The organism is Vallitalea longa (genome assembly GCF_027923465.1).
In the GTDB taxonomy this organism is placed as follows: domain Bacteria; phylum Bacillota; class Clostridia; order Lachnospirales; family Vallitaleaceae; genus Vallitalea; species Vallitalea longa.
In genome coordinates this window covers 97,857-123,639 of record NZ_BRLB01000010.1, presented here as the reverse complement: position 1 = coordinate 123,639, position 25,783 = coordinate 97,857, and the positions used below count along the sequence as shown (strand labels likewise).

Sequence of the window (25,783 nt, the reverse complement as noted above, 5' to 3'; positions counted from 1 at the left end):
TCAAAAATAAGTAAAAAATATATAAATAACATAAAACTTCTTGACACACAATAAAACTTTTGATATCATACTTATATCATATGTTACAAGAAAGTGTTTGATGAGAGGAAAAATTTATGATTATTAAACAAAATATTTCTGATCAAGTTTTTAATGAATTCAAAAAAAACATTGAAAGCGGTGTTTGGAAACAGGGAGAGAACATTCCTTCAGAAGGTGATTTGACAGAAATGTATAATGTCAGCCGTATATCAGTTAGGAATGCAATTCAACGATTAGTTTCATTAGGCTGGTTGGAAACACAACAAGGTAAAAGAACTTATGTAAAAGAGAAAACATTAAAAGATATAATTAATACTGATTTACCTACAATATTATTAGATGATAATGAAATGATTAAGGTCGTGGAGTTCAGAAAAATAATTGAAGTAGAATCTGCTGCAATTGCTGCTAAGAATGCTACTTCAGAAAATATTGCTAATCTAGAGCAACGATTAGCTAATATGGGTAAACTGGATATAAATAGTAAAGAATTTTCAATACTAGACTTAGAATTTCACATTGAAATAGCTAGAGCTACAAAGAATGACTTAATTGTTGAGGTAATGACACTATTAAAGAAAACCCTTATTAATAATGTTAGTAAATTGAACAAAATGGCTGAAGACAAAGATACCATGTACTTCCATGAAAAAATATTTGAAGCAATTAAAAACAAAGATCCAGAAGAAGCAAAAAAAGCTATGACAATGCATATGGATTATAATTTTGAACAGGTTAAAAACAAAAATAAATAGTTGTAAAAGATAAAATATTTACTTGATAAAATGATAAGGAAAAAATAAAAACCAAGTATAATATAACTTGTATCATAAGTTACATGAAACAAAGATAATTATAATAAATAGCCAAGAAAAATATATGTAAGCTATATATGTTTGTATAAAATCATAAATTAACTTGTATCATAAGTTATAACATATAAGCATATATAATGAAAATATGATATATAAACGATTGTTACAAAACTTTATAAATTATGTACAGAACATAACAACTGACAACAATAATGATTAAAACTAAATTTTGGAGATAATGCTATGAAGATAAAAGACATCAAAACACATGTTTTACATGCAAAACTTAAACAACCATTCTGTTTTTCTCAATGGTGGTACGATACAAGAACAACATGTATAGTTGAAATAATTACTGAGGATGGTATTACTGGATGGGGTGAATGTTATGGTCCATCAACTGTAATACAAGAAATTATTAATGTTTATAAAGAATATTTAATTGGAGAAGACCCAAGGGAAATAGATAGACATTGGGAATATCTATATAACAGATATCGTGACTATGGACAGAAAGGACTAATCGTAGAAGCTATAAGTGGTATTGATATTGCTCTATGGGATATATTCGGAAAGAGCGTTGGATTACCAGTTTATAAATTACTTGGTGGAGCTAACAGAAAAGAAATACAAGCTTATGCAACTGGTTTTTATCCTGAAAAAGCAGAGGATCCTATAAAAATATTACAAAAAGAAGCAGAAGACTATATGAATGCTGGTTTTAAAGCTATGAAAATGAAAGTCGGATTTGGTGTTAATAAAGATTATGAATTAGTTAAAGCCATTCGACAAGTAATAGGAATGGATATCGAGCTTATGATTGACGCCAATCATGCTTATGATTCAGTGGAAGCGATTAAATTAGGAAGAAAACTGGAGGATATGAATATTGGTTGGTTTGAAGAACCAGTACCTCCTGAAGATCTGAGAGGATATGAAGAGTGTAAAAATGCACTAAATATACCAATTGCTGGTGGTGAATGTGAATTTACTAGGTTCGGATTCAAAGATATTCTAGCAAATAGGGTGATTGATATAATTCAACCAGATACATGTTCTGCTGGAGGTTTATCCGAATGTAAAAAAATTGCGGTAATGGCTAATGCTTTTGGCGTGAGATATAATCCTCACAGCTGGGGTACAGGTATCGGATTAGCAGCAAACTTACATCTACTAGCTAATTTACCATATAATCCACTATCAATGAATCCAGTATCACCTATGTTGGAATTTGATCAAACAGAGCATCCTTACAGATTGAAATTAATAGACAATACCATATTTCATACTAACGGATATGTTAAAGTTCCAACAGGTGCAGGATTAGGTATAGAAGTTAATAGAAAAGTTTTGGAGAAATATAAAATCAAATAAGAGTATGGATGATTAGGAGGTTAGACATATGGACAAAATATTAAATAATTTCAGAAAAAAACTTAGTAATGGAGAAGGTCTTATAGGTCCGTTCATGAAAACTGGAGATCCTGCATTTGTTGAATGTGCTGGTTTCGGAGGTTTTGATTTTGCCATTTTAGATATGGAACATGGACCAATGAATGTACTCCAATTACAGAATCTGATTAGAGCTGCTCAGTGTTCCAATATAATGCCAATAGTAAGAGTACCTGATTATTCAGAAAGCTCAATCGGCAAAGCATTAGATGTAGGAGCATTAGGGATTCAAGTACCACAGGTAACTAATAGTGATACAGCGAAAGAAGCTATTAGGGTTGCTAAATTTGCACCACAAGGAGATAGAGGAGTCTGTAGATATGTTAGAGCAGCTAAATATACTGCGACTGATAGATATGAATATTTTAAAAATGCAAATGATAATATAGTTATTTTACAGCTTGAAGGAAATGATGCAATTAATAATATAGATGATATTTTAGAAGTTGAAGGGATTGATATTATATTCATAGGTCCTTATGATTTATCACAATCATTGGGATATCCAGGACAAGTTGATCATCCTGAAGTTATTAATAAAATGAAATTCATAGTTAATAAAGCAAAATCAAAAAATATTGCGGTAGGTATTTTCGTAGATGATTTAAAAGCAGCTAAAATGTGGAGAGAACAGGGAATTCAATATATTTCATATTCTGTTGATGTGGGAATGTTTTATGAGCAATGTAAAAATATTGTAAATGACTTTAGATAAGTTATTTCCATATAAAAAAGCTTTATAAAGCAGTAAAATTCTTGTAAAATAAAACATATTATTACTATTGAATTAGCATAAATAATATATATTTCAAACATAATTTTTATACATAATTTCTAGGGAGATGAAGAAATGAAGATAACTAAATTAGAAACATTTCATGTAAAACCAAGATGGCTTTTTCTAAAGATATCTACAGACGAAGGAATTTGTGGTTATGGAGAACCAGTTGTAGAAGGGAAAAGCAAGACGGTAGAAACTTTAGTTCATTCATTCGGCAAAATGTTAATTGGTAAGAATCCATGTGATATTGAATATCTATGGCAACTCATGTATAGAGGTTCTTTCTATAGAGGGGGCGCAGTAATAGTCAGTGCCATCAGTGGTATAGAACAAGCTTTATGGGATATAAAAGGTAAATACTATAAAATGCCTGTATATGAGATGCTTGGGGGCAAAGTTAGGAATAAGATCAGAGTTTATCCTCACTTGAACGGTAATTATCCAGACCCTGGTGATGATAGTATAGAGGCATGGGTCAAATATGCTTTGAATAGAAAGAAAGAAGGATTCAATTTCATTAAGATACCTATGGGTGGTCCAATGAAATATCTGGAAAGTACAGAATCAATTAATGAATATGTTGGAAAAATACGTAAATTAAGAGAAGCAGTAGGAGATGATATGGACTTAGCACTTGATTTCCATGGACGGGTTTCACCTGCCTTGGCCATCAGATTCTGCAAGGAACTTGAGTCAGTTCATCCAGCATTTATAGAAGAGCCAGTTTTACCAGAGAATGTTGATGCTCTAGTTAAAGTAAAAGAGTCTACAACTATACCTATTGCAACAGGTGAAAGAGTCTTCACTAAATGGGGATTCAGAGAAGTCATAGAAAAACAGGCAGCAGCAATTATTCAACCAGATTGTTGTCACGCTGGGGGAATTCTAGAGATCAAGAAGATAGCGGCTATGGCAGAAGCTTATTATTGCGGGGTAGCGCCACATAATCCACTCGGACCTATTTCTCTAGCGGCATGTCTACAAATCGATGCTTGTATACCAAACTTCGTTATTCAAGAATATCCAGGATACTATAATGGATGGGATATAGGAAAAGAATATCTTAATAAACCTTTTGAAGTTAAGAATGGATATATTGATGTACCAACAGGCTATGGTCTTGGTATTGAAGTGAATGAAGAGAGCTTAAAAGAGATGAGTTATGATGGAGAATGGGACTCTCCATTGTTCTTTGATCCAGACGACAACTCTTTAGCTGATTGGTAGATTCATATGTAGTTCAAAAATCTTATTTTGTAACAAAACTATACTTATAAAAAACTTAAGGAGGCTACAAAATGAAAAAATTAACTGCAATTGCATTAGTGGTATTGTTATTAACATCAGTATTTACGGGGTGTGCATCTAAGAAAGATGAAAATAAAGATCAACAAGCTGATGGTGGGGATAAAAAAGTGACTATTAGGATTATGTCATCAACAATTACAGAATCACCTGAAGGTGATATTGAACAAGATATAGCTGATGAATATATGAAACTTCATCCTAATGTTACTATCAAGTATGAAGGGGTACCTGTTAATGAAATTCCTAAGAAAATAACTACTTTAGCAACTAACAACAGTTTACCAGATGCTTTCTTCAATCCACCACAATTTATTCCTGTTTCATATGAAATGGATATCTTAGCTCCTATCAATGAATTGGTGGACGAAGAATATATGAATGGATTTACTGAAAGTTCCGTAAAAGATAATACTATTAATGGAGATCTTGCTGTATTCCCTTGGTATTCGATTCCTTCAGCTATTGTTTATAGAACTGATTGGTTAGAGGAAACAGGTAAAGAAGAACCAACTAATTGGGAAGAATTTTTGGATGTAGCCAAAGCAATGACAAAAGACAGTGATGGTGATGGAAACATAGATAGATGGGGCTTCAGTATGGTTGGAACCAGAAATGGTTCTGGAGAAGCTAGGTTCATGACTATCGCTAGAAATTTCGGTGTAGATGATGTTTACCTTAATGGTGATAAATGGGAAACAGGATTGACAACAGATAATTTGAAGAATGCTCTAAAATATTTTACAGATTTACATAATGAATATGGAGTTGTACCTCCAGGACCAACAGAAACAGGATATCCTGAAGCGGCTAACTATTTTGCAACAGGAAAAACTGGAATGATGTTGACTGGTTCCAATGCCATAGGACTTATTACATCTCAAAATCCAGAGTTAGCAGATAAGATTGGTAGTTTTATGGTACCAGCTGGAGAGAGACAAGTAAATTATATAATTTCAGAAGGATATAGTATTACAGATACCTCAGAGAACAAAGATGTTGTTGTTGATTATCTAAAATTCATGGTAGACAAGAAAAATTCATTGACTTTCTCTAAAGCTACTGGAAGATTACCAATCAGAACAGAATCATCATCTGATGAATTCTTTCAACAGGCAACATTCAGAGGATTTATTCAAGCTCTTGACAAACCATATAGCCAAGCTCAGTTCCCAAGATACACAGAAGTTCTAGATATCATTGGAGAAGCGTATACAGTTATTATGGCTAACAAGGTTGATATGGATGATGTAATGAAAAACATTGAAGAAAAAATGACAGAAGTTCTTGACGAAGTTAATAATCAATAAATGACTGCAGATATACGCCTTGGTAATATATCAAGGCGTATATCAATACATGGACATAGAAAAGGGTGAATCAATGCGATTATTTAAATACAGAACAACAAACGTTAATAGGATGGGATATTCTTTTATTTTACCTAATTTAATAGTAATGCTTATTCTGATTACATATCCTGTATTTAGAGGTTTGTATATAAGTCTGTTTAACACAAATCTAATTAATAAGTGGAAGTTTGTTGGGTTTAACAATTATACCGATGTCTTATTCAATAGTGAGTTTTATTCATCTGTTTGGATAACATTGAAGTTTACATTCTTTGTTGTATTAGGACATTTCATCATTGGGTTTATACTTTCACATATATTAAATAAAAACATAAAAGGAATCACATTATTTAGAGCTATACTTATAATGCCATGGCTTATTCCTGAATCTGTACTGGCAATGGTTTTTAAATGGCTATTCAATCCTGTATATGGTTTAGTCAATCATTTATTAATGAAATTATCAATCATTTCAGAACCTTTATCATGGCTGGGAGATGGAAAATATGCATTCTTTATTGCAGTAATGGTTTGTATTTGGAAGGGTTTCCCTATGATTATGATGATGATTCTAGCTGGTTTACAAAGTATTCCTAAAACACTATATGAAGCTGGTCAGATAGATGGAGCTTCCAATTGGCAGAAATTTATCTATATAACAATTCCAAGTATAAAACACATACTTGCTACAGCATTGATATTAGATACTGTATGGTGGTTTAAGCATTACACTATTGTTTGGGTATTAACCCAGGGAGGACCTGGAAGTGCTACATCATTGATAAGTATCGACATATATAAAACCAATTTTGAGTATTTTAAATTCGGTAAAGGTTCTGCTACTGCAATACTTGTATTCTTTATCTGTTTTGCTATAGGGAAAATATATGAAAGGGTGTTTAAAGCTAATGAAGACTAAAAAAGTTACTAGAAATATTGGATATTATATAATTTTAGCTCTATTTTCTTTAATGGTTTTGATACCGGTTTTATGGATGGTTTCTACAGCTTTCAAACCAGAAGTTGAGACATTTACTATTCCACCTAGATGGATTCCAGAAAATCCGACATTAGATTCATTTAGAAATATAAGAACTGCATACCCTTTCTTTACTCAATTGAAGAATAGTTTCATAGTTGTGGTCGGTTCAACAATAATTACAGTTATTTTTGCATGTTTTTCAGGATATGGAGTAACTAGATTCAAATTCAAAGGTAGAAAACAATTCATGTCCTTTTTATTGGTAACACAAATGTTTCCATCAATCATGGTTTTGGTACCATTCTATACAATATTGAATAAGTTGAATTTGATTAATACGTATTGGGGACTAATTGTTGTATATGTATCTATGTCAATAGCTTTTGCAACATGGATGATAACCAGTTTCTTTAAATCAATACCAATTTCACTTGATGAAGCTGCTATAATTGATGGTTGTACAAGGTTCCAAGTTTTCTGGAAGATAGTATTACCGTTAACTATTCCTGGATTAGTTTCAATATGTATTTATTGTTTTATAAATGGATGGAATGAATACATGTTTGCATCAACTTTTGTGACAACAGAAGAAATGAAGACAATAACAGTTGGAATTGCAGAATTAAGTGGGCAATATAAGATACTATGGAATGATATGATGGCAGCATCTTTGGTTGCAAGTGTACCTCTAGTTGTATTATTTGTTTTCTTACAAAAGTACTTCATAAGTGGAATGACTGCTGGAGCGGTTAAAAATTAGTTTGATGAAATTAATGGTATGATAGAATACATTTATAAAAATAGGGAAAGATAGGTGATAATTTTGTATAAACAATATATTAATGGTTCATGTATTGAAGGTGATGGATCAATAATTAAAGTTGTCAATCCAGCAACTGAGGAAATTGTTACTGAGTTTAAAGGTGCATCATCAGTTCAGACAGAAACAGCTTTGACAGCTGCTTATAAAGCATTTAAAACTTGGTCGAAACTTTCAATAAATGAAAGAAATACTTGGATAGAAAAGTTGAGAATCAAACTATTAGAAGAAAAAAATAATATGGTAAATATTTTGATAAGCGAGACTGGAAAAACAACTGAAGATGCAGAATATGATTTCGGGATGCTTATACTTTGTCTATCATATTATCAAGAAGAAGCAAAAAGAGTATATGGAGAGACAATACCAGATTATGATGATAATTTTAAAAATATAATTGTTAAAAAACCGAGAGGTGTTATAGCTGCACATTTAGCATGGAATTTTCCACTTCTTAATGTTGGTTATAAATTAGGACCTTCATTAGCCTCTGGATGTACTTGTATATTAAAACCGTCTAAGGAGACTCCACTAACGACTTTATATATAGGTAAAGTTGCAGAGTCAATAGATTTTCCAGAAGGTGTCATTAACATTATATCTGGTTTATCTTCTGAAGTTGCTGCTACAATAAATGGAAGTAAGATTCCAAGTCTAATTACTTTGATAGGTTCTACTGAAACAGGACTTAAGATAGTAGAACAGTCATCAACTTCAATTAAACATTTTTCATTGGAATTAGGTGGAAATGCACCGGCTGTTGTAACTGAACATGCTAAGATTGAAGATGCAGCCAAGAAACTTGTTGACTTGAAATTTACTAATGCAGGTCAAGTATGTGTATCTCCTAACAGAATTTTTGTTCATAGCAGTGTATATGATACATTTATTAAATATGCTAAAGAATTTGCTGAGAAAGTTGTATTGGGAGCAGGATCAGATGAAGGAGCCATGATGGGGCCACTTCTAACTGATAGAGCTAGAACAAGAATGTTAGGACTTATAGAAGATGCTGTCAACCATGGTGCAAAAGTTATAACAGGCGGTAAAAAACCAGAAGACCATGATAAAGGATATTATTTGTTACCTACTATACTCACAGATGTAGATAAAGATATGAAAGTATATAGAGAAGAGATTTTCGGTCCGATTATGGGCATTGCTAAGTTTGACACTATTGAAGAAGTAATTGAAAAAGCAAATGATACTGAGTATGGTTTAACTTCATATGTGTTCTCAGAGAATTTATCTGAAGTAATGAAATTATCTGAAGCTATTGATGCAGGAACAGTGTGTGTAAATGAGCCATATTATGCTATCAATCAACCTCATGGTGGAGTAAAACAAAGTGGTATCGGAAAAGATTGTTCAAAATATAGTCTTGAAGAGTATTTTACATTAAAAAGAATTTCTTTAAGAGTATAAGAGCATAAAATCAATATTAGATTTAAATCAGGCAGTATAACTTGTTAAAATCGAGTTATGCTGTTTTTTTATTAATTAGGTAAAGTTATTACTTATTCTATCAACTATTAGTAAGTATCTGCCGATATATAATTGAAACCTGTTTATATATATTAATATGTTAATTATGTTTTTTAGTGTTAATAGTTTATTTAACATAATTGTTAAGTTAGGTATTGACTTTATAAGATATAATTTATAATGGTTGTTAACAATAAATTGTGACTAAGGGGGATAAATGATGAAGAAAAAGAATATATTGTGGATAACTTCTATGTGTCTTGTGATTTTAGCTCTTACTATTTTTAACATAGGTAGCACTAGAATTAGAGCTGCTTCCGATAAGGGATTTGAGTGGAAAAAGAATGATACTATGGATGAGTTATTGCAGATAGTCAATAATAAGGCTGGTAATGATGAGGTACTTATAAATTGGAATCTTGAAGATTATGGAGAATATAAGTTAGAATATTATTTGACTGATAAAGTAAAAACGCAAGTTATTGTTGAACATGAAGTCAACAAAGTAACATTCAAATATAATATGATAAGGATTGATACAGATTCTGGGACAGAAACAAGTATTACAGAATCCGAATTCAATAAATCATTCGCAATGATGAATTATGATTTGCTTGTACCTCAATTAGAGACAATAACTGATAAAACAAATTTATTCGATGGAGATTCCATTGAATTTGAAATCGTTAGAGGAGCAAGTTCCAAATATCCGGGGGCTTCTTTTGTAATTAATAATTTACCTGTGAGATTCAAATGGAATATGCAGACAAAAACTATAAGCTTTCTAACGAAGGGTGTACAAAAAGGATGTATCGTACCTTTTGAATTAACTACACCGGACAATACGAAATGTAAGTTACAACTACTTAGAACATTTGATAACTTCAAAATAGAGCCGACACATTGGGTAAAAGATAGTAAAACCAACACTAATGAAGATAAAAAAACTTTAATCATCCCAAATGATTCGGATGTACGTCCAGGAAGTAAACCTGGTCTTAGAATTACTTTTGATAGACCAAAAATATTTAATGTTAAGAGTGCACAATATGAAATAGCTGCAAGCGGTCAATTGACAAAGGCTGATGGTGATTTGATTAATGCGGTATTAGCGTTAAAGGATATCAGAGATAACGGAGATAATACGGATATTATCTTAGCTCTTGATGATAAGGACGGTAAATTTATTAATACCCCTCAAACTAGTGATGACAATACCAATGTTCAATACGATTACGATGATACTACAGGAACTTATACGATTGAATTAGTTAAGGATAGAGAGAATCTCAAAAATGGAGATACAGAGTTCCTTCAATGGGATAATCTAGATTCCAGTAGAGTATATACTGCTATTATAACTTTGGAAGAAAGTCCTAATTATATATTTAATCAATATGAGCCTATTAATAAATACGCATATACATATTTAGATTATATAGTTAAAAGAGCAAGTATGGATGACGCTTATCTTGACATAGTTCCATATGCAGGAAGTAACGCAGATGACTTGGAATATACTATTTATCATAGTAAAACAGAAAAGTCAATATTTGGGAAAGATGATGTATGGTTGAAACATTATCACAATCAAAAGAATTCTGATCTTAATATATATATTCCTGTACCTTTTGCAAATGGTAGTAGTCAAGAATTCTATCAGGTAGGAGTACAATTTGCAAGTACACCCATTAAGTCACAGACTATAAAATATGTGCCTAATGCTGATAAAGATGTGCCACCTCCAGTACCAAGAATAAAGGGAGTTAAGAATTTGGCAGTTGTACCTCCAAATGATGATGATTCTAATATTCCTAAAAAAGTTCAATTTGATTTAGCATGGCATGCTCCAGATAGGGATTTATTAGAAAGTATGTTGTCAGATGAGAATAGTGCAATATATTATGAATTATTGTTTAATGATATTCCAATCGGACAAACAAATAATCCATATACCATAACTAAAGTTTTTAAAGTATTCAAAGGAACAGTATTAGATAAGGAAGGTAATCCTGAAATAGTTGATGGAAAAGAAGTAAAGAGAATTCAGGTCCAAGAAGTTGATACTGGAAAATCTCTTGGAACAACTTTGGATGTAAGCAATTTTCTATCAGGATATAACAAAAGTGAAAATTTATTTGAAATTAGAAATGTAGTAATAAAAGATAACAATGGATGGTCCAAGCCAGTAAGAAAAGACGTGACTAATAAAGATGAACCTTATAAACAAGCATTAACTCAAGATGATGAATATGATTATGAATTTCCTGGTATCAATTTCATCAGAATGAGATCTCTGTATGTTAATAATGTTACAGGAGGGGTCGGTGAAAGTGACCGCTCTATAGCGGACAGTATTTCTCTTAGCATGTTGAAATACGATATTCCTAGAGCTTCAAACATACAATATACTCCTCGTATTACTACTGAATCAGAACCAAGAGTAGGGATAAATGTAGGATTTAATCTAGTTGATATCAGAAATTATGATAATTATATGGTAACACCACTTAATAAGAACATCAATAATATTAATTACAGAATATACATTTCAAAAGATAAGAAAAAGATATTGAACCTTGAATCATTGATGACTACTGATGATGAAAATGACGTTAAAAAAATACTTGACCTGGAAGATACTACTTCAGGGGAAACAAGAAAAAATAACAATGGATTCTATAAAACAGAAGACTTTTCTGATGATGTGGAGTTAACAGAAGAAGAACTAAATAGACTGAGGTCAGATGATGTGTTATATAGTGATATTAGTACCAGACCTACAGATGCTGGAAGTGAAGAGCTGAAATTATTGAATCTTGACCCTAATACTAATTATTATATCAGAATCGTTACTATGCTGGATATATCAGATTCTATTGATACAAGTATCGTAGTAGAGACAAGACGTTCTGAGCCATCAGGGATGATAAGTGTTACATCACCTGTAGTGCCTACAAATCCGGGAGATGAAGAATTAGTACCTTTGGCACCAGAAAATATGGATGTTACTCATTTTGATGAAAATATGATTTCTGGAGAGATAACATGGGAAATTCCTACAGAAATAGAGTTAGTGGAAGATAAATATGGATTTGAACTTATTAGTATAGAGAACAAGTCTTTACCGGATTCACTTTCTAGAGGGAAAATGCTACAGGATATATTTGCTTCGGATTCATTGAAAAATACAATAATAGAAGGATGGAGACTATATGTAAAAGATGGGGAATACATCTTAAAATCTTATGATAAAAATAATAAAAGATGGATTAACGCATCTAACACATATAAAGTTGAAGGCAATAAAATTACTATTATAGATGATAATAATTTACCGAATAAAGTATATTATTATTATGCCAGAACAATTAAAATTAAATCTGAGGTTCCAAAAGCTGTCTCAGCATGGGTGGCAGATTCTTTAACGACAGCTCCTATTAAACGACCTGTTAATCTGATAATAGATCATAATTCCAAGTATTCTTATGACTCTAAAAGAGAAACAGTAATCAGATTCGATGCTCCAATTCCAGATGATTATTATTCTACAGGAGACTATGGTATTGATGTATTTGTAAAAGGGGATAAGGACCTTGATTATTCTGATACAAGATATAATAGTGATTATCTAGGACAAATAGAAGGTGCTAATGATGGTTATACAAGAGTATATTATAAAGTTAGTGGATTGAAGCCTGGTACAACGTATAATATTAAAGTCAGGATACAGGATAGAACTAAACCAAGAGATACTCTTCCAAATGGAGATAGAGTCTATCCAAGGTCAAGTTTCTCTGAAAGAGTCAGTACGCGTACAGAGTTTGACCAAAAGGATTATGATAGAGAGAATAAATATATAGAGTATATAAATTATTATAAAGATAAGGCACAAGAACTTCTAAAAACTCCTTATTGGATAGTGGATGAAGATGATAATGAACAAGTATTGAAATATAGACAAGATTATAATATAGGAGATCTAAAATATGTTAATGAAGGTAAATATTATTTATTAGATGCTATAGAAGGTGTACAAGATTATTATTTACCTGCACAAATGATTGAAACCGCTAATAATAATGGGGTAACAATAATGGTTAGGTTCCCTGAAGGTAATCTAGGTATACGACCATACGCATTATCAAAAGATACAACAACTGAAATATTAGAAAAGATTGATGAAATAAATAAATACAGTAGTTCTGCAAGAGATTACTATATTAGGTTAGTAGTGAATATAGGAGAATACAAAGCAAGAATTGATGGAAGAAAGCCAACAACTAATTTAGTCAATTTTGATATTCAAGTAGTTGGTAGCGATATATCAGAATCTGATTTAGAGGGTAAAATACTTTCAGAATTTGATAAAGTAGTTGAAAGTAAAAAGACTTATCTGATGAATGAACTTGATAAGGAATTGGAATCTGGTATGGATGATGTTAAGCTATTAAAGATAGTAAACGATACTTTGGAATTAGTTAAGAAATCGCATAGAAATAATGTCAAGAGATTGATAGAGAAAAATATACAAGACGATTATAATAGGGTAGAAGAGTTAGATAACCAAGTACGTATAGAATTCAATGTAAAATCACTTAATGAAACTTTTCAAGGCTATAGAAAAGAAAAAATAGAATTTGTGGCAGTTGATACTGATAACTACGGCAATACATATAATATAGAAACTGATAAGACGGGAGCTTACATAATTGCGCCAAATCTTACTATATATGGTAATTTAGATGAAAATTATAATGGTATGGTTACAGATATTATTACAGAGTATAGTCTGAAAGAAATTTTTAGTAGTAAAGAGTTGAGTAATCTAGATTACGAAGTATATAATTATCAGCTTTTATCTGCAACAGCGAGAATTCTAGGAGCATCAAAAGGTTACGATAATCAAGAGTGGCTGGAAGAATTGAATATAGATGTACCTGTAAGTGATATGTATGGACATATGAAAAACGATGAAGCCTATTATATATTCATGCAGGCTTATTCAGCTAAGAACGATATTAATATAGATAGTATTAATATTACAGATTACAATATTATAGAAGATATCAATGATGTAAGTGAAGAATATAGAGATGTACTTATTAAAGGGGCAAATCTAGGTATAATCAAATTAATAGATGGTAGGATATTACCTAATGAAAAAGTGGTTATGGAAACAGTTTTGGAAATGTTAACTAGAATAGATAATAATATTGATTGGTAGGAGGAAAATATATGAAGAAAAGATTGATATGCTTAAGTATAATAATATGCATAATTGTCCAACCAATAAGTGTAATGGCTAATATCCAGATACCGGTTAAAGATATATCCATAGACGATATTTTTTATATTATTGGACAAGACATCGTAACAGGTAAACCAATTATAAGACCTACAATGACTGTCAGTTGGCAGGAACCAGATAAATGGGGAACCGCTGCAGATCCTAAGGATGTACATAAACCAGATTTTTATGAGTTACGAGTCAATAATAAAACATCTGGAGTAGGGGAAACTATAAAAATAGATTCAGGTACACAGGAATTCAATGATAAAGCTATCAATGTTCATGATGAAATAGTTCTTGATACAGGATCATTATATGAACTATCCATTAACCCTTACCATTATCATAAGGTAATTATTGATGGAGAGGTTACACAAGTTCTTGCACCTTCAACAGGAGCTGCCAAGAAAGTATATGGCATCACTGATTTAAATGTTGAATTGAGACCAGAAGATGATAGTATAGAAGTTGTATGGGATGATATCGGATTGGATTCTTTTGATTACAGAATCGTATATGCAGTTGGTGATTATTCTAATAAATCTAAGCAGGAATTGTTGAATAACAAGGAAGGTGAAGTTAATAACCTTTCTGTAGAATCAGGTAAGATAGATAAATTCTATGATACAGTGAAAAAGAGAAGTCGACTTTCCTACAAATTAGAACAAAATATATATCCAGGTCAAATATATTCTATAATGGTAGAACCAGTAACAGAATATTATAATAGTAAACCAATCGTTAAGAATGTTAATTATCCTTACATATGGACATGTTCAACCAATATCGACCTTCAAGTTTATGAAGATGGAGAATATGTAAGATTAGAATGGAATATTCCTGCAAGTTTTAAAGTAGGACAAGATCAGAGCGAATATGAATTAGTTAATGCGACTTTACTAGAATATGTTAATGATCAACCTAGTAACATTGCAATATTCAATAAAGATGCTGCTACTATGGAATATTATCGTGTAAGGAGACCTAATCATCCAGTTGAATATCAATTGCAATTATGTTATAAGGCTGTAGGAGATACTAGTAAGATACCAATAGAACCAAAATCAGAAAAAGTTCCATTCGTACCCCAGGCATTAAATATAAGTCCAACTAAACCTTTAGTTCCTAATTTAATGACAAAGTCAATACTCAATACATTGAAAGACAAACCTCTTGAAGTTATAAATAATGAACTTGAAAAATTTTATCTGGTTCCAGGAGATTCATATAATGATAATATCAGTGATCTTCTAGAAGCTAATAGAACTTTTAATGTTATAGAAGATAAGGATTCAATAAACTTCGTTTGGGGAGCTTTCAAAAGAAAAGATGTGTTAAGTACTTCATCTACATATGGCGATGTTATCACAGATACAGATGTTTATTATGATATCTATGTGACCAGAGATCTGGAATCATTAGCAGGTGCTAAAAAGATAATTGATACTAAGAAATATACTGATAGTAGCTCCACTAATATCTTAAAGAATTCGAAAGATGAAATAGTTGGATATAAACAAACACTTGAATATTACTATGATAAAGATGAGACTGACTTACAAAGGATAACACCTGGCAATATATATTATATTAAAATTGTAGCTAAGAAAAAATATGGTAACGAGGAAAATATATCAGAGCCTACTATCGTATCACTTTATTTCGGGTACAATGGTGATGCTTTTGAACCTCCAGCAATTTCAAAACCCCCATTGAAGATAAAGGATAAAGATACTACAACAACTGACGTTGCTGTTATATGGAAAGAAAAATGGTGGGAAGTAATCGCCAAAGATACTGTTAAGTATAATGAATTATCACGATGGGCTAATAATGTATGGGTTGTCAATGAAAATAATACTGCTAAAATCTATACTAAATATGTAGAGGGAGCAGAATATTTTAAGATTTATGAAGATGAGAAAGAGGTAAAAAGATTAGTTGATTATGTTAAAAACATAGATAGTGTAAAATATAAAGATTTTGAGTTGATCAGTAGAAAGATTGATCTAGGTGCAGACCAATTCGGTGTATCAGATGTAAAATACAAATTTTGTAAGATTCCATATGGTCTAGTACAAAAAGAAATTAATATAAAAAGAAAAGATAATCCTGATTATTCTTTTGTGGATTATTATGAGAAATTGATAAGTGATGACAAAAATGGAATCAGCCCAATTGCTTGGCAGGATATAGAAGTTACTAAGGATGTAGATGATGAAGCATATCTATATTATAAACAAGATGCATTATTACCGAATACATTATATCTATTTATGGTATATCCATATAGGCAGTTATATTCAGGACAAGTAATATCAGCACATTATCCTGCTCCAATAGTAGTTGCAACTAAACCAGAAGATTCAACCGTAAACCCCGATCCAACGGTACCAAATCTTTATATAAGTGATTATACGGATACTACTATGACTCTTGCATGGAAATACAATACTAATTTTGAATATGAAATAAGATATTCACTTACAGAAAATGTAGAAGATGCTCAGGTATGGGAATGGAAATTACCAGATAATCCATTAGATCCATTATATCCTACTGATGGGTCTTACTATGAAGTAACAGTGGATGACCTGTTCCCTGATACACAATATTATTTTTGGATTAGAAGTAAACAACCTACCACCAATCATGAATCACCATGGAGTAATGCTGCTATAGGTACCACAAAAGATATATCTAATCCATTGCCACCTAGGGGTATAGGGGTTGCTTCCAGTGAATCTATGAAGAAACATAATTATGATGCAAGTGTAACAGAAGATTATATATCTATAGAATGGCTTTTGAATGAAGATGATAAAGAGAAGCCACAAGATGATCAATCTAGCATAAATAAACATTTTGTATATCTCATGGAAGTAGCAGATAATGGTTCTTTTATTGATCCTATATACATAGAAGTAGATGGTGGTCAAGGAGATATAAAACCAAGCAATGTAGAAATACTTGAAAAATATTTAGTCAAGATAAATAAGCTTATCGGAAACAGGTTCTATTATGTGAGAATGAAAACTCGTGTAATAGTTACTGGAAAAGAAGAAGGTCAGTTAATCATTAAGGATTCATCAGGTTATTCTAATCCAATAAGGATTTTGACGAAATTCTCCAATTCGGAATATGACGGTCATACTGATCCAGAATTAGAAATATTGCCAAGTAAAGATTATGAGCTTGTTTACGATAAAGATGAAAAACTATTGACCTATAGATTTAGAAGTGATGAGACTGGACAAGACAATATGGCAGATAATAATGTGGACCAGAGACTTATTTCTAACTTGATTAAGCATAATACATATGTTTATAAAATAGATGTATCCAAGTTTAAGGATAATCCAATTACCAAGAGAAAAATACTTATACCATATTCTGTAATGAAAGCTTTTGATACTCATAAAGTTAATATTATAATAAATACAGGAGATATGACTCTTGAGATACCTTACGAATCTCTAAAAAGTAATATTGATAAGCAGGTAGATAATTATGCAGCTGTTCCAACATTGAATATCAACTTTGAGCAGTTTAATAATTCTTATGTAAAAGAATTTATGCCAGAAGATGCTTTGGTATCAGTAGGCATTCCACAAAAATTAGGAATATATGTTTCTACTGATAAAGGTACCAGTGAAATTAAGAACACTGATAAAGAAATGACAATGAATGTTAAAGCTAAGCCTAGATATTCGCTATATGGTAAAGACCTTATTACTTATAGAAAAGATTCAAAGTATAACAAGTGGCAAGTGGTCAATGGCAAGTATGATACTTATTCAGGAGATGTTACATTTAGTACTGGTTCATTAGGAGTATTTGGTATATATGTTACTGACCAAGATAAGATAGATAATGCAAAACCTAATGTAAAAACTCATTGGTCCGAAAATGCCAGAAAAAAAATAGCTAATAAATATAACATTAGCGGACTTGATAACTATGATCCAGAAAATAAAATTACTGAAAAACAAATGTTGAATATTTTGTATGGTGTGTTAACAGATGAAAGAGACATTGATGTAAATAAATATATAGATAAGAACACCATTAGACAATTAAATAATTCAGGGATAAGTAAAACTGGTACTTTTGATAAGAAAACTATATCAAGAGAAGATGCTTTCAACATGTTTGTGAGAACCTATGAAATCATTAACGATGAAGTGGTTAAATATGATAATGATATCCTCAATAATATTCATAATGATTCAACTGTAGGTTCTGAGTTCAAAGAGAGTGTTGCAAAAGCTATAAAACTTGGATTGATTAGTGATCCTAAGAAGATCAGAGCAAAAGATAGTATGAAATTTGGAGAAATGTTTAGTATATGGTCTATAATAGAATAGCAAAATGTTCTAGAGGGGAGATATTAATTGATGAAAAAGCCTATAATATTGCTAGTTGTAATTAGCAGTTTACTAATTAATACGGTTTTTGTGAATGCAGCAAATAGAGTTATATATGATTTTACTCAGTATTCAGATACTAGCGGTGAAATTCAACTTACTTGGAAAGAAGATAATAATGAAAATATACAAATAATAAGTTATTATCTAACCAAAGATAATATTTTGGAAGTAACATATCGTGCGGGAAATGATGTACCTGATGGATTTAATAAGAGAACTATAGATGGAATTAATTTCCCAGTAAAAATAATATTACAGGAACAAAAAGTTGATAATGATGTTTTGATTGATTTACCTGATGATAAAACGAATAGGTATGATATACTTAACTTATATAATCGAGGTATAATTAACGGCTACAATGACAATTCATTTAAACCAGATAGTAAAGTAACAAGAGCAGAATTTTTTGCTATGCTAGTTGCTACAGCGGGATATGAGATAGATACAGATTCCAAATCAGTATTTAGTGATGTGAATAATGATTTTTGGGGTAAGAAGTATATAATGACTCTAGCTAATAAAGGTGTCGTATCAGGTGATGGAAATGGATTATGCAATCCCAATGGAGAAATAACTATAGGAGAGGTTTTAGCGATTATAGATAGGACATTTACATTCTATGACCAATCCAGAGATTATATAAAACCAACAGTGATTCATTGGAGTAACGATAATTTCATTAATACTGCAAAAGCGGATATAGTATGGAAATCAGATGATTTTTATAATCCATATACTCCTAATATGAAGGCAACAAGATTACAATGTGCGACTCTTCTATCAAGAGTTTTACAAACTAACTATTGTTTGAAATAATAACATTGAAATATTAAAAAATACATAATGATTCATAGATAAGAAGTGAATAAAAAATCCCCTAAGTGTTCATACTTTTAATATATTAAAGTATGAGATTGGGGGATTTTTTAATGGGAAAAAAAATAGTATATGTTATATTGATTATTGGTATTTTACTATTAGTCAATAATGTGGAGAAGACAGTTGTTAATGGAGAGGAAAAACTACTTACCACTTTTAATGATGTGAATTTTACATTGTGTGAAACTGACCTTAACATCTGGGGAGAATATAGTAAGAGTTATATGAATGAGTCAGAAATGAAAAATCTTGGACTTGAAGTTGCAAGTAAGTTGGGATTGGAACCTGACTTCAAAGAAGAATATGTTTCAGAAGAATTCAAGAGAGTCTATAGCATAAGCAAAGAAACAATAGAAGCTTATACTACTATTAAAGTCGTAGAATTGATTGAAGAAGTATCAGACAATGGATTAAAAGTTAATAATTACATTGTTATCAATCTTGTTTTGAATGATAAATGTAACAGCATTCTATATTTTAGAGATGAAATAAGTGATATATTTAAAGAAATGCATATGGATGTTAGAAATAACCTTACTATAACAAGTAAACACAAGGGGAAGATTAATGAGGCAGAGGCAAAAGAAATAGTTAATCAAGTTGCTGGTAAGATGAGTTGTAGAGTAAAAGATAGTTATAAGACAGATAATATCTACAGTATTTATGGATATTCAAGATACATTGATGAGCATATAGTAACTGAAGGTGAAAAAATAAATGTGGATTTGGCATTAACATATAATGAATTAGAAGATACGACATATTTATATGCTGCTATTCCAGTTATAACTATCGATTATTAAATATAATACCTATAACATAAAATATATAGGTAACAATCGAAATACAGCATTATAGTTGAGAGGACAGATGACTTGAATAAATTAGAGATAAGCAAAAGTAGTAATCTAAAGGGTAATGTTAGGATAAGCGGTTCTAAGAATGCTGTTTTACCAATTATAGCTGCAACTATATTGACAAAAGAAATTTGTAGTATACAAGATGTTCCTAATTTAACAGATGTAAATAATATGCAGGACATATTGATAAATATAGGCGTGAAAGTCAATTGGAAGAAAGATGATAAAATATTAGAGATCAATGCACTTGACATAGAATCAACTGACATGACTTATGAGGACCTGGCACAGAAAATGCGCGCTTCTATTCTGATGTTAGGACCAATGTTAACACGAGAAGGGCATGCTAAAATTTCTTTACCAGGTGGTTGTGTAATTGGGAGCAGACCTATTGATCTTCACATAAAAGGATTAACCGCATTAGGAGCAAAGATTAATAAAAAATACGGATATATAGAGGCATATGCAGATAAACTTATAGGAACTAAGATATATTTAGATTTTCCTAGTGTCGGGGCTACAGAAAATATAATGATGGCAGCAGTTAAAGCAGAGGGTAAGACTATAATAGAAAATGCAGCTATTGAACCTGAAATAGTTGATTTAGCTAATTTTTTGCTTAAAATGGGAGCTAACATAAAAGGTGCAGGAACAGATACTATAGTCATAAGAGGGGTATCTGATCTACATGGTGTCAAATATAAGATAATACCTGATAGAATTGAAGCAGGGACATTTATGATAGCAGCAGCAATTACTGGAGGAGATATAACTATTGAAAATATTATCTTGGATCATATTAACCCCATAATTGCAAAATTAGAAGAATGTAATGTGAAAATAGATATTTTAGATAATAAAATAAGAGTCAAGAGTGATGGTGAAATAAAAGCCGCAGACATAACTACACTACCTTTTCCAGGTTTCCCAACGGATATGCAAGCTCCTTTTACCGCATTGATGTCAATAGCAGAGGGTACTAGTGTTATAGTTGAGACTATTTTTGAAAATAGATTTATGCACGTAGATGAACTAGTCAAAATGGGTGCAGATGCTAAAGTAGAAGGGAGAAGTTGTATTGTAGTGGGAGTTGATAAATTGACAGGTGCTAATGTAAGTGCTTCGGATCTAAGAGCAGGAATTGCTCTTTTATTAGCAGCATTATGTGCAGAAGGTGATACTACAATAAATAATATTAGTCATATTGAAAGAGGTTATGAAGAGGTTGTAGAGAAATTTGTTGCTGTAGGAGCTAATATAAAAAAATGTTAATTAATTAAGAACCAATCTATTTTAATCGCATATATTTATATTGACATATAAATTGGAGGATTTTGAAATGGAGAAATATAAAGACCCTTACCAATATTATTATAATCCTTATTCAGTTCCTGATAATAATGAAAATGGTTTCGGATATGGTAACTATGGGTATAGAAGAAATGGATATAGCTCAGATAAATATAGCTCAGACAGATGTAACACAAATAGATATGACCAAAACAGATATGACCAAAATAGATATAATCAAAACAGATATGAGCAAAATAGATACAATCAAAACGGATGTAATAAAAATGGTTATTCAAAAAAATACGATCAAGGTATGTATATGAATCCCAATATGCAAGTTCCTATTCAAATGCCACAAGAAGATTACAATGGTATGGATGAAATGGATAAGAAGAAGATGAAAGTTTTATATCCAGAAGTTTGCAAAAAAATTCAATATTATATTGAAGAAGAATGTGACAAAATGGATTATAGCGGAAGTTACATGTATGATGATTATCCAGAAAAAGATTTCATAGAAATGATGACAGATAAAATCTATGAAAAAGTTGAGAAAGACGATAAAATAGATATCAAAGAATTTAAAGAAAAAATAGAAAAAGATATTGATACTACTAATAAAAAAGTTGAAACTTCTAAAAAAAGATGTGGGGGCTATTATAGGAAACCTAACAAATGGTTAAGAAATACAATACAAGTCATGTTGGTAAATGAAATGTATAATAGAAGATGTAAAAGAGCTAGAAGAAGATGCAATAGAAGAACTATTTGCTACCCCAAACCATATTACTATAGATACCCTGACTTTTTTGAATAGATAAAAAGGCATAACCTTATAGGTTAAAATGTTTTCTTACAACTAACTTAATTTCCTCAGTAATAAATATAGTTTAAGTAGGGAATAATAATATAAATTTAGTATAGTTCAATAGTTATTGATATTATAAACCAATATTCGAGGAGTGACAGCTTGTGAAGTGTAAGGATTCTGATGTTTTTGCTTTGGAAAGTAGTATTGAAAAAATATTAAATTCTGGTCAATGGAAAGGTGTTAAAGAAATTGAATCAGAGTTGAAATCATCTGAAGAGTTGAAATACAAAAATTGGTCTAAACGAAAAAACAGTGATTTTACTACAGAACATTCGGAAGAATTATTTTATAAAGAATTAATGGATAGAATGTGTAAATTGTTCCCTATGAAATATAAGCATGACAATGATTCTGCTGAATATGGAAGAATTATGGGTCATAATCATAATGTTGAATGAAAGAACTACTTAATGTAGTTCTTTATTATTTGTGCTATTTTTCTTAAAGAATTTTATGAGGTGCAACCAGTTTCTTCTTGTCAATAAAAATATACATCAAGATATTAATTAAAAATAGCAAAGAGATAAAAGTTATTTATTAAGTATAGAGATAAGCTGAAATTTATTATTTATGGTGTAATTTTTTTACAAGTAAATAAAAATTAATAATGAATAATTTGTTAACAATTATTGAAGTTTTCTTTAATTTGTAGAATAACATTTTATTACATGTTATAATGGCACTGTACTTAGGATGAGTTATTTAGCATTATTAATCCTAAGAGTTAATTAAGGGGGCTTGTATATGATGAGTCAAGACAGGGAAAAAGTGTTAGTGTGTATAACAATACAGAAGAATTCGAAAAGATTGATAAGAAAAGGTGCAGAAGTTGCTAATGAAATAAATGGAGAACTTCATATATTACATGTGGAAAAAGGGATGAGTATATTTAAGAATGAAGAATCTATTCAAATGTTAGAAGAATTATTCGAGTATGGAAAACAGTTAGGTGGAGAAGTCCATTTCTTAAGCGGCAAGGATGTACCAAGCAAGATAGTTGAATTTATTAAAGGAATGTGTATAACTAGATTAGTATTAGGTGAAACCATGAGAAGTAAACTTCGTAGGTTATTGACCAAAGATATTGAAAGTAATGTTCTAAGCCAAACAAAAGAAGTTGAATTGTTAATACTAGAAAGAAATAATTATACCCAAAAGAAGTTAGTTAATGACAAAAAATTATTTTCCAATTGATTTTAATTGATTTTATTATCAAAATCATTTAAAATATAATAAGCCTAAAGATTGAAATATAATATTATATATAGTATATTTATATTTATATTTTTATTTCACGAAAGAAAATTAAAGGAGTGGCAATAATAATGAAGAAAGTCAACAAGCTTGTTTCAGTATGTATCGCACTTACATTAGTAGTAAGTATGTTTGTAGGTTGTAGTAAAGATACAAAAGCTGATGATAAGGATGTAGTAACGAAAGTAGTAGGAACAATTAACGGTGAACATGAAATTAGTTTGGGAGAATATAATCTATCCCTAAGACAAATGGAAATGCAATATGAGATGATGTATGGACCTAATGTATGGGATCAAAAATTAGAAGATGGTACAACAGTCATTGATTTAGTTAAAGAGAATGCATGGGGTAACGTAAAATACGCTAATTTAGTTGCTTTAGTAGCTAAAGATAAAGGCTTAGAATTAACAGATGAAGATATAAAGAAAAATGAAAAGACAGCTAAGGATTTTATTGATCAATATGACAAAGATATGGCAAGTAGAGATGGTTTCACTTTGGATATAATTAAAAAAATCCTTAATGATCAAACATTATTCCAAAAGCTATCTGAACAAGAGTTAAAAGATTTTGAAGTTAATCAAGAAGAACTTGATAAGTTATTAGATCAAAGTCCAGAGTATAAGGGTTATAAAGAAAATGGACCAGAATATTATGCTAAACAAGTAAGAGCAAGACATATTTTATTTAAGACAGTAGATGATACAAGACAGCCTTTATCCGAGGAAGAAGTCGCGAAAGCTGAAACTAAAGCAAAAGAAGTTCTTCAAAAAGCTAAAGATGGTGAAGACTTTGTTACATTAGTAAAAGAGTATTCAGAAGATGAAGGTTCTGTAGAAAACGGTGGAGAATTCGTATTTAACAGAACAGCAAATTTAGTTCCTGAATTTATAGACGCTGCTTTTAATTTAGAACCAGGTAATATAAGTGATCTTGTAAAAACTGAATATGGCTATCATATTATTAAATTAGAAGAAGTAATTGAGCCAACTGAAGAAGAGATTAAGGCTGTAAAAGATAAAGAACAATATATTCTTGATTCAGCTAACAATCAGTTAAAACAAATAGAATTCCAAAAAAGATATGAAGAATGGATAAAAGACTATAAAGTAGAAAAAAACGATGAAGTATTTAATTCTATTGAAGTAATACAATCTAGAAATGCAGTCAAGGAAGAAGAAAATAAAGACGACGAATCAGCTACAGATGATTCTAAGACAGATGATTCAAAGACAGATGATTCAAAAGCAGATGACTCAAAAGCAGATGATTCAAAGACAGATGATACAACAACAGATGACTCAAAGACAGATGATACAACAACAGATGACACAGCTACAGATAATGAATAATATTATAATATGAGTAATTAGCTGTATTATATACACTGATTACATAACATATATTAAAAAGCACCTAACCACTAGGTGCTTTTTATAGTAATCAAATAAGGAATGTTATTTTTATTCAAGTAGAGAATTATCCGTATTCAATATTCATCTAGTATAATCCAAGTTCATGATAACTGTTGAATTTAATATAGCTATATATACGATTTCGTAGCATAATAATTATGATGCATAATTCAATAAAAATATATATTAATAATACTAATATATTAAATATCAAAAAAATGTTTGACAAACTAAAAATATTTGTGTAATATTATAAAAGAATTATTAATAAGAAAAGGAGGTAGCGTTATGTTAATTAGAATAAGAATAGTTAGTAATATGATAAATAACAACAATTATAAGATGACCCTGCCTCAGATAGTAGATTAAACTCTCTATATAAGACATTTGAGCCATGGGTTATGTACCTATGGCTATTTTATTATTTATTTAGTGACCATGGGATTAA

General features: G+C 30.6%; 17 protein-coding genes. All 17 read left to right on the top strand.

Annotated elements, in window-relative coordinates; translation table 11 throughout:
• The first annotated feature begins 116 nt into the window (after window positions 1-116).
• The 17 genes from QMG30_RS15475 (at window position 117) to QMG30_RS15395 (ending at window position 25,272) form a co-directional block, all read left to right on the top strand.
• Window positions 117-797, top strand: a complete 681-nt coding sequence (locus QMG30_RS15475; RefSeq protein WP_281816909.1) for a FadR/GntR family transcriptional regulator — start codon at window positions 117-119, stop codon at window positions 795-797.
• A gap of 303 nt (window positions 798-1,100) precedes the next feature.
• Window positions 1,101-2,231: a mandelate racemase/muconate lactonizing enzyme family protein gene (locus QMG30_RS15470; protein ID WP_281816908.1), complete on the top strand. Its 1,131-nt coding sequence runs from the start codon at window positions 1,101-1,103 to the stop codon at window positions 2,229-2,231.
• Between the two features lie 28 nt (window positions 2,232-2,259).
• Window positions 2,260-3,024 (top strand): HpcH/HpaI aldolase family protein, encoded by a 765-nt coding sequence (locus tag QMG30_RS15465; RefSeq protein ID WP_281816907.1) that lies wholly within the window; start codon window positions 2,260-2,262, stop codon window positions 3,022-3,024.
• A gap of 135 nt (window positions 3,025-3,159) precedes the next feature.
• Window positions 3,160-4,317 carry a galactonate dehydratase gene (dgoD, locus tag QMG30_RS15460; protein ID WP_281816906.1) on the top strand — a complete coding sequence of 386 codons (1,158 nt, stop codon included), beginning with the start codon at window positions 3,160-3,162 and terminating at the stop codon, window positions 4,315-4,317.
• Between the two features lie 71 nt (window positions 4,318-4,388).
• Complete coding sequence (locus tag QMG30_RS15455; RefSeq protein ID WP_281816905.1) at window positions 4,389-5,705, top strand: ABC transporter substrate-binding protein; 1,317 nt, start codon at window positions 4,389-4,391, stop codon at window positions 5,703-5,705.
• A 49-nt stretch (window positions 5,706-5,754) separates the two neighbouring features.
• Complete coding sequence (locus QMG30_RS15450; RefSeq protein ID WP_330680757.1) at window positions 5,755-6,666, top strand: carbohydrate ABC transporter permease; 912 nt, start codon at window positions 5,755-5,757, stop codon at window positions 6,664-6,666.
• Complete coding sequence (locus QMG30_RS15445) at window positions 6,656-7,489, top strand: carbohydrate ABC transporter permease (protein WP_281816903.1); 834 nt, start codon at window positions 6,656-6,658, stop codon at window positions 7,487-7,489. The genes QMG30_RS15450 and QMG30_RS15445 overlap by 11 nt, the downstream gene beginning before the upstream one ends.
• Window positions 7,490-7,552: 63 nt before the next feature.
• Window positions 7,553-8,974: an aldehyde dehydrogenase family protein gene (locus QMG30_RS15440; protein WP_330680756.1), complete on the top strand. Its 1,422-nt coding sequence runs from the start codon at window positions 7,553-7,555 to the stop codon at window positions 8,972-8,974.
• 280 nt (window positions 8,975-9,254) lie between these two features.
• Window positions 9,255-14,261: a hypothetical protein gene (locus QMG30_RS15435; protein ID WP_281816898.1), complete on the top strand. Its 5,007-nt coding sequence runs from the start codon at window positions 9,255-9,257 to the stop codon at window positions 14,259-14,261.
• Between the two features lie 11 nt (window positions 14,262-14,272).
• The gene (locus tag QMG30_RS15430) at window positions 14,273-18,694 is read left to right on the top strand and encodes a fibronectin type III domain-containing protein (RefSeq protein WP_281816897.1); all 4,422 of its coding nucleotides are present in this window, start codon (window positions 14,273-14,275) and stop codon (window positions 18,692-18,694) included.
• A 30-nt stretch (window positions 18,695-18,724) separates the two neighbouring features.
• Entirely contained in the window at window positions 18,725-19,576 is an 852-nt protein-coding gene (locus QMG30_RS15425; RefSeq protein WP_281816895.1) for an S-layer homology domain-containing protein, read from the top strand.
• A gap of 113 nt (window positions 19,577-19,689) precedes the next feature.
• The gene (locus QMG30_RS15420; RefSeq protein WP_281816893.1) at window positions 19,690-20,442 is read left to right on the top strand and encodes a YwmB family TATA-box binding protein; all 753 of its coding nucleotides are present in this window, start codon (window positions 19,690-19,692) and stop codon (window positions 20,440-20,442) included.
• A 72-nt stretch (window positions 20,443-20,514) separates the two neighbouring features.
• Window positions 20,515-21,771 (top strand): UDP-N-acetylglucosamine 1-carboxyvinyltransferase, encoded by a 1,257-nt coding sequence (gene murA, locus QMG30_RS15415; protein WP_281816890.1) that lies wholly within the window; start codon window positions 20,515-20,517, stop codon window positions 21,769-21,771.
• Between the two features lie 67 nt (window positions 21,772-21,838).
• The gene (locus QMG30_RS15410; RefSeq protein ID WP_281816889.1) at window positions 21,839-22,609 is read left to right on the top strand and encodes a hypothetical protein; all 771 of its coding nucleotides are present in this window, start codon (window positions 21,839-21,841) and stop codon (window positions 22,607-22,609) included.
• A gap of 155 nt (window positions 22,610-22,764) precedes the next feature.
• Entirely contained in the window at window positions 22,765-23,061 is a 297-nt protein-coding gene (locus tag QMG30_RS15405; RefSeq protein WP_281816887.1) for a hypothetical protein, read from the top strand.
• A 349-nt stretch (window positions 23,062-23,410) separates the two neighbouring features.
• The gene (locus QMG30_RS15400; protein WP_281816886.1) at window positions 23,411-23,857 is read left to right on the top strand and encodes an adenine nucleotide alpha hydrolase family protein; all 447 of its coding nucleotides are present in this window, start codon (window positions 23,411-23,413) and stop codon (window positions 23,855-23,857) included.
• Window positions 23,858-23,988: 131 nt separating this feature from the next.
• Entirely contained in the window at window positions 23,989-25,272 is a 1,284-nt protein-coding gene (locus QMG30_RS15395; RefSeq protein ID WP_281816883.1) for a peptidylprolyl isomerase, read from the top strand.
• Window positions 25,273-25,783 lie beyond the last annotated feature (511 nt).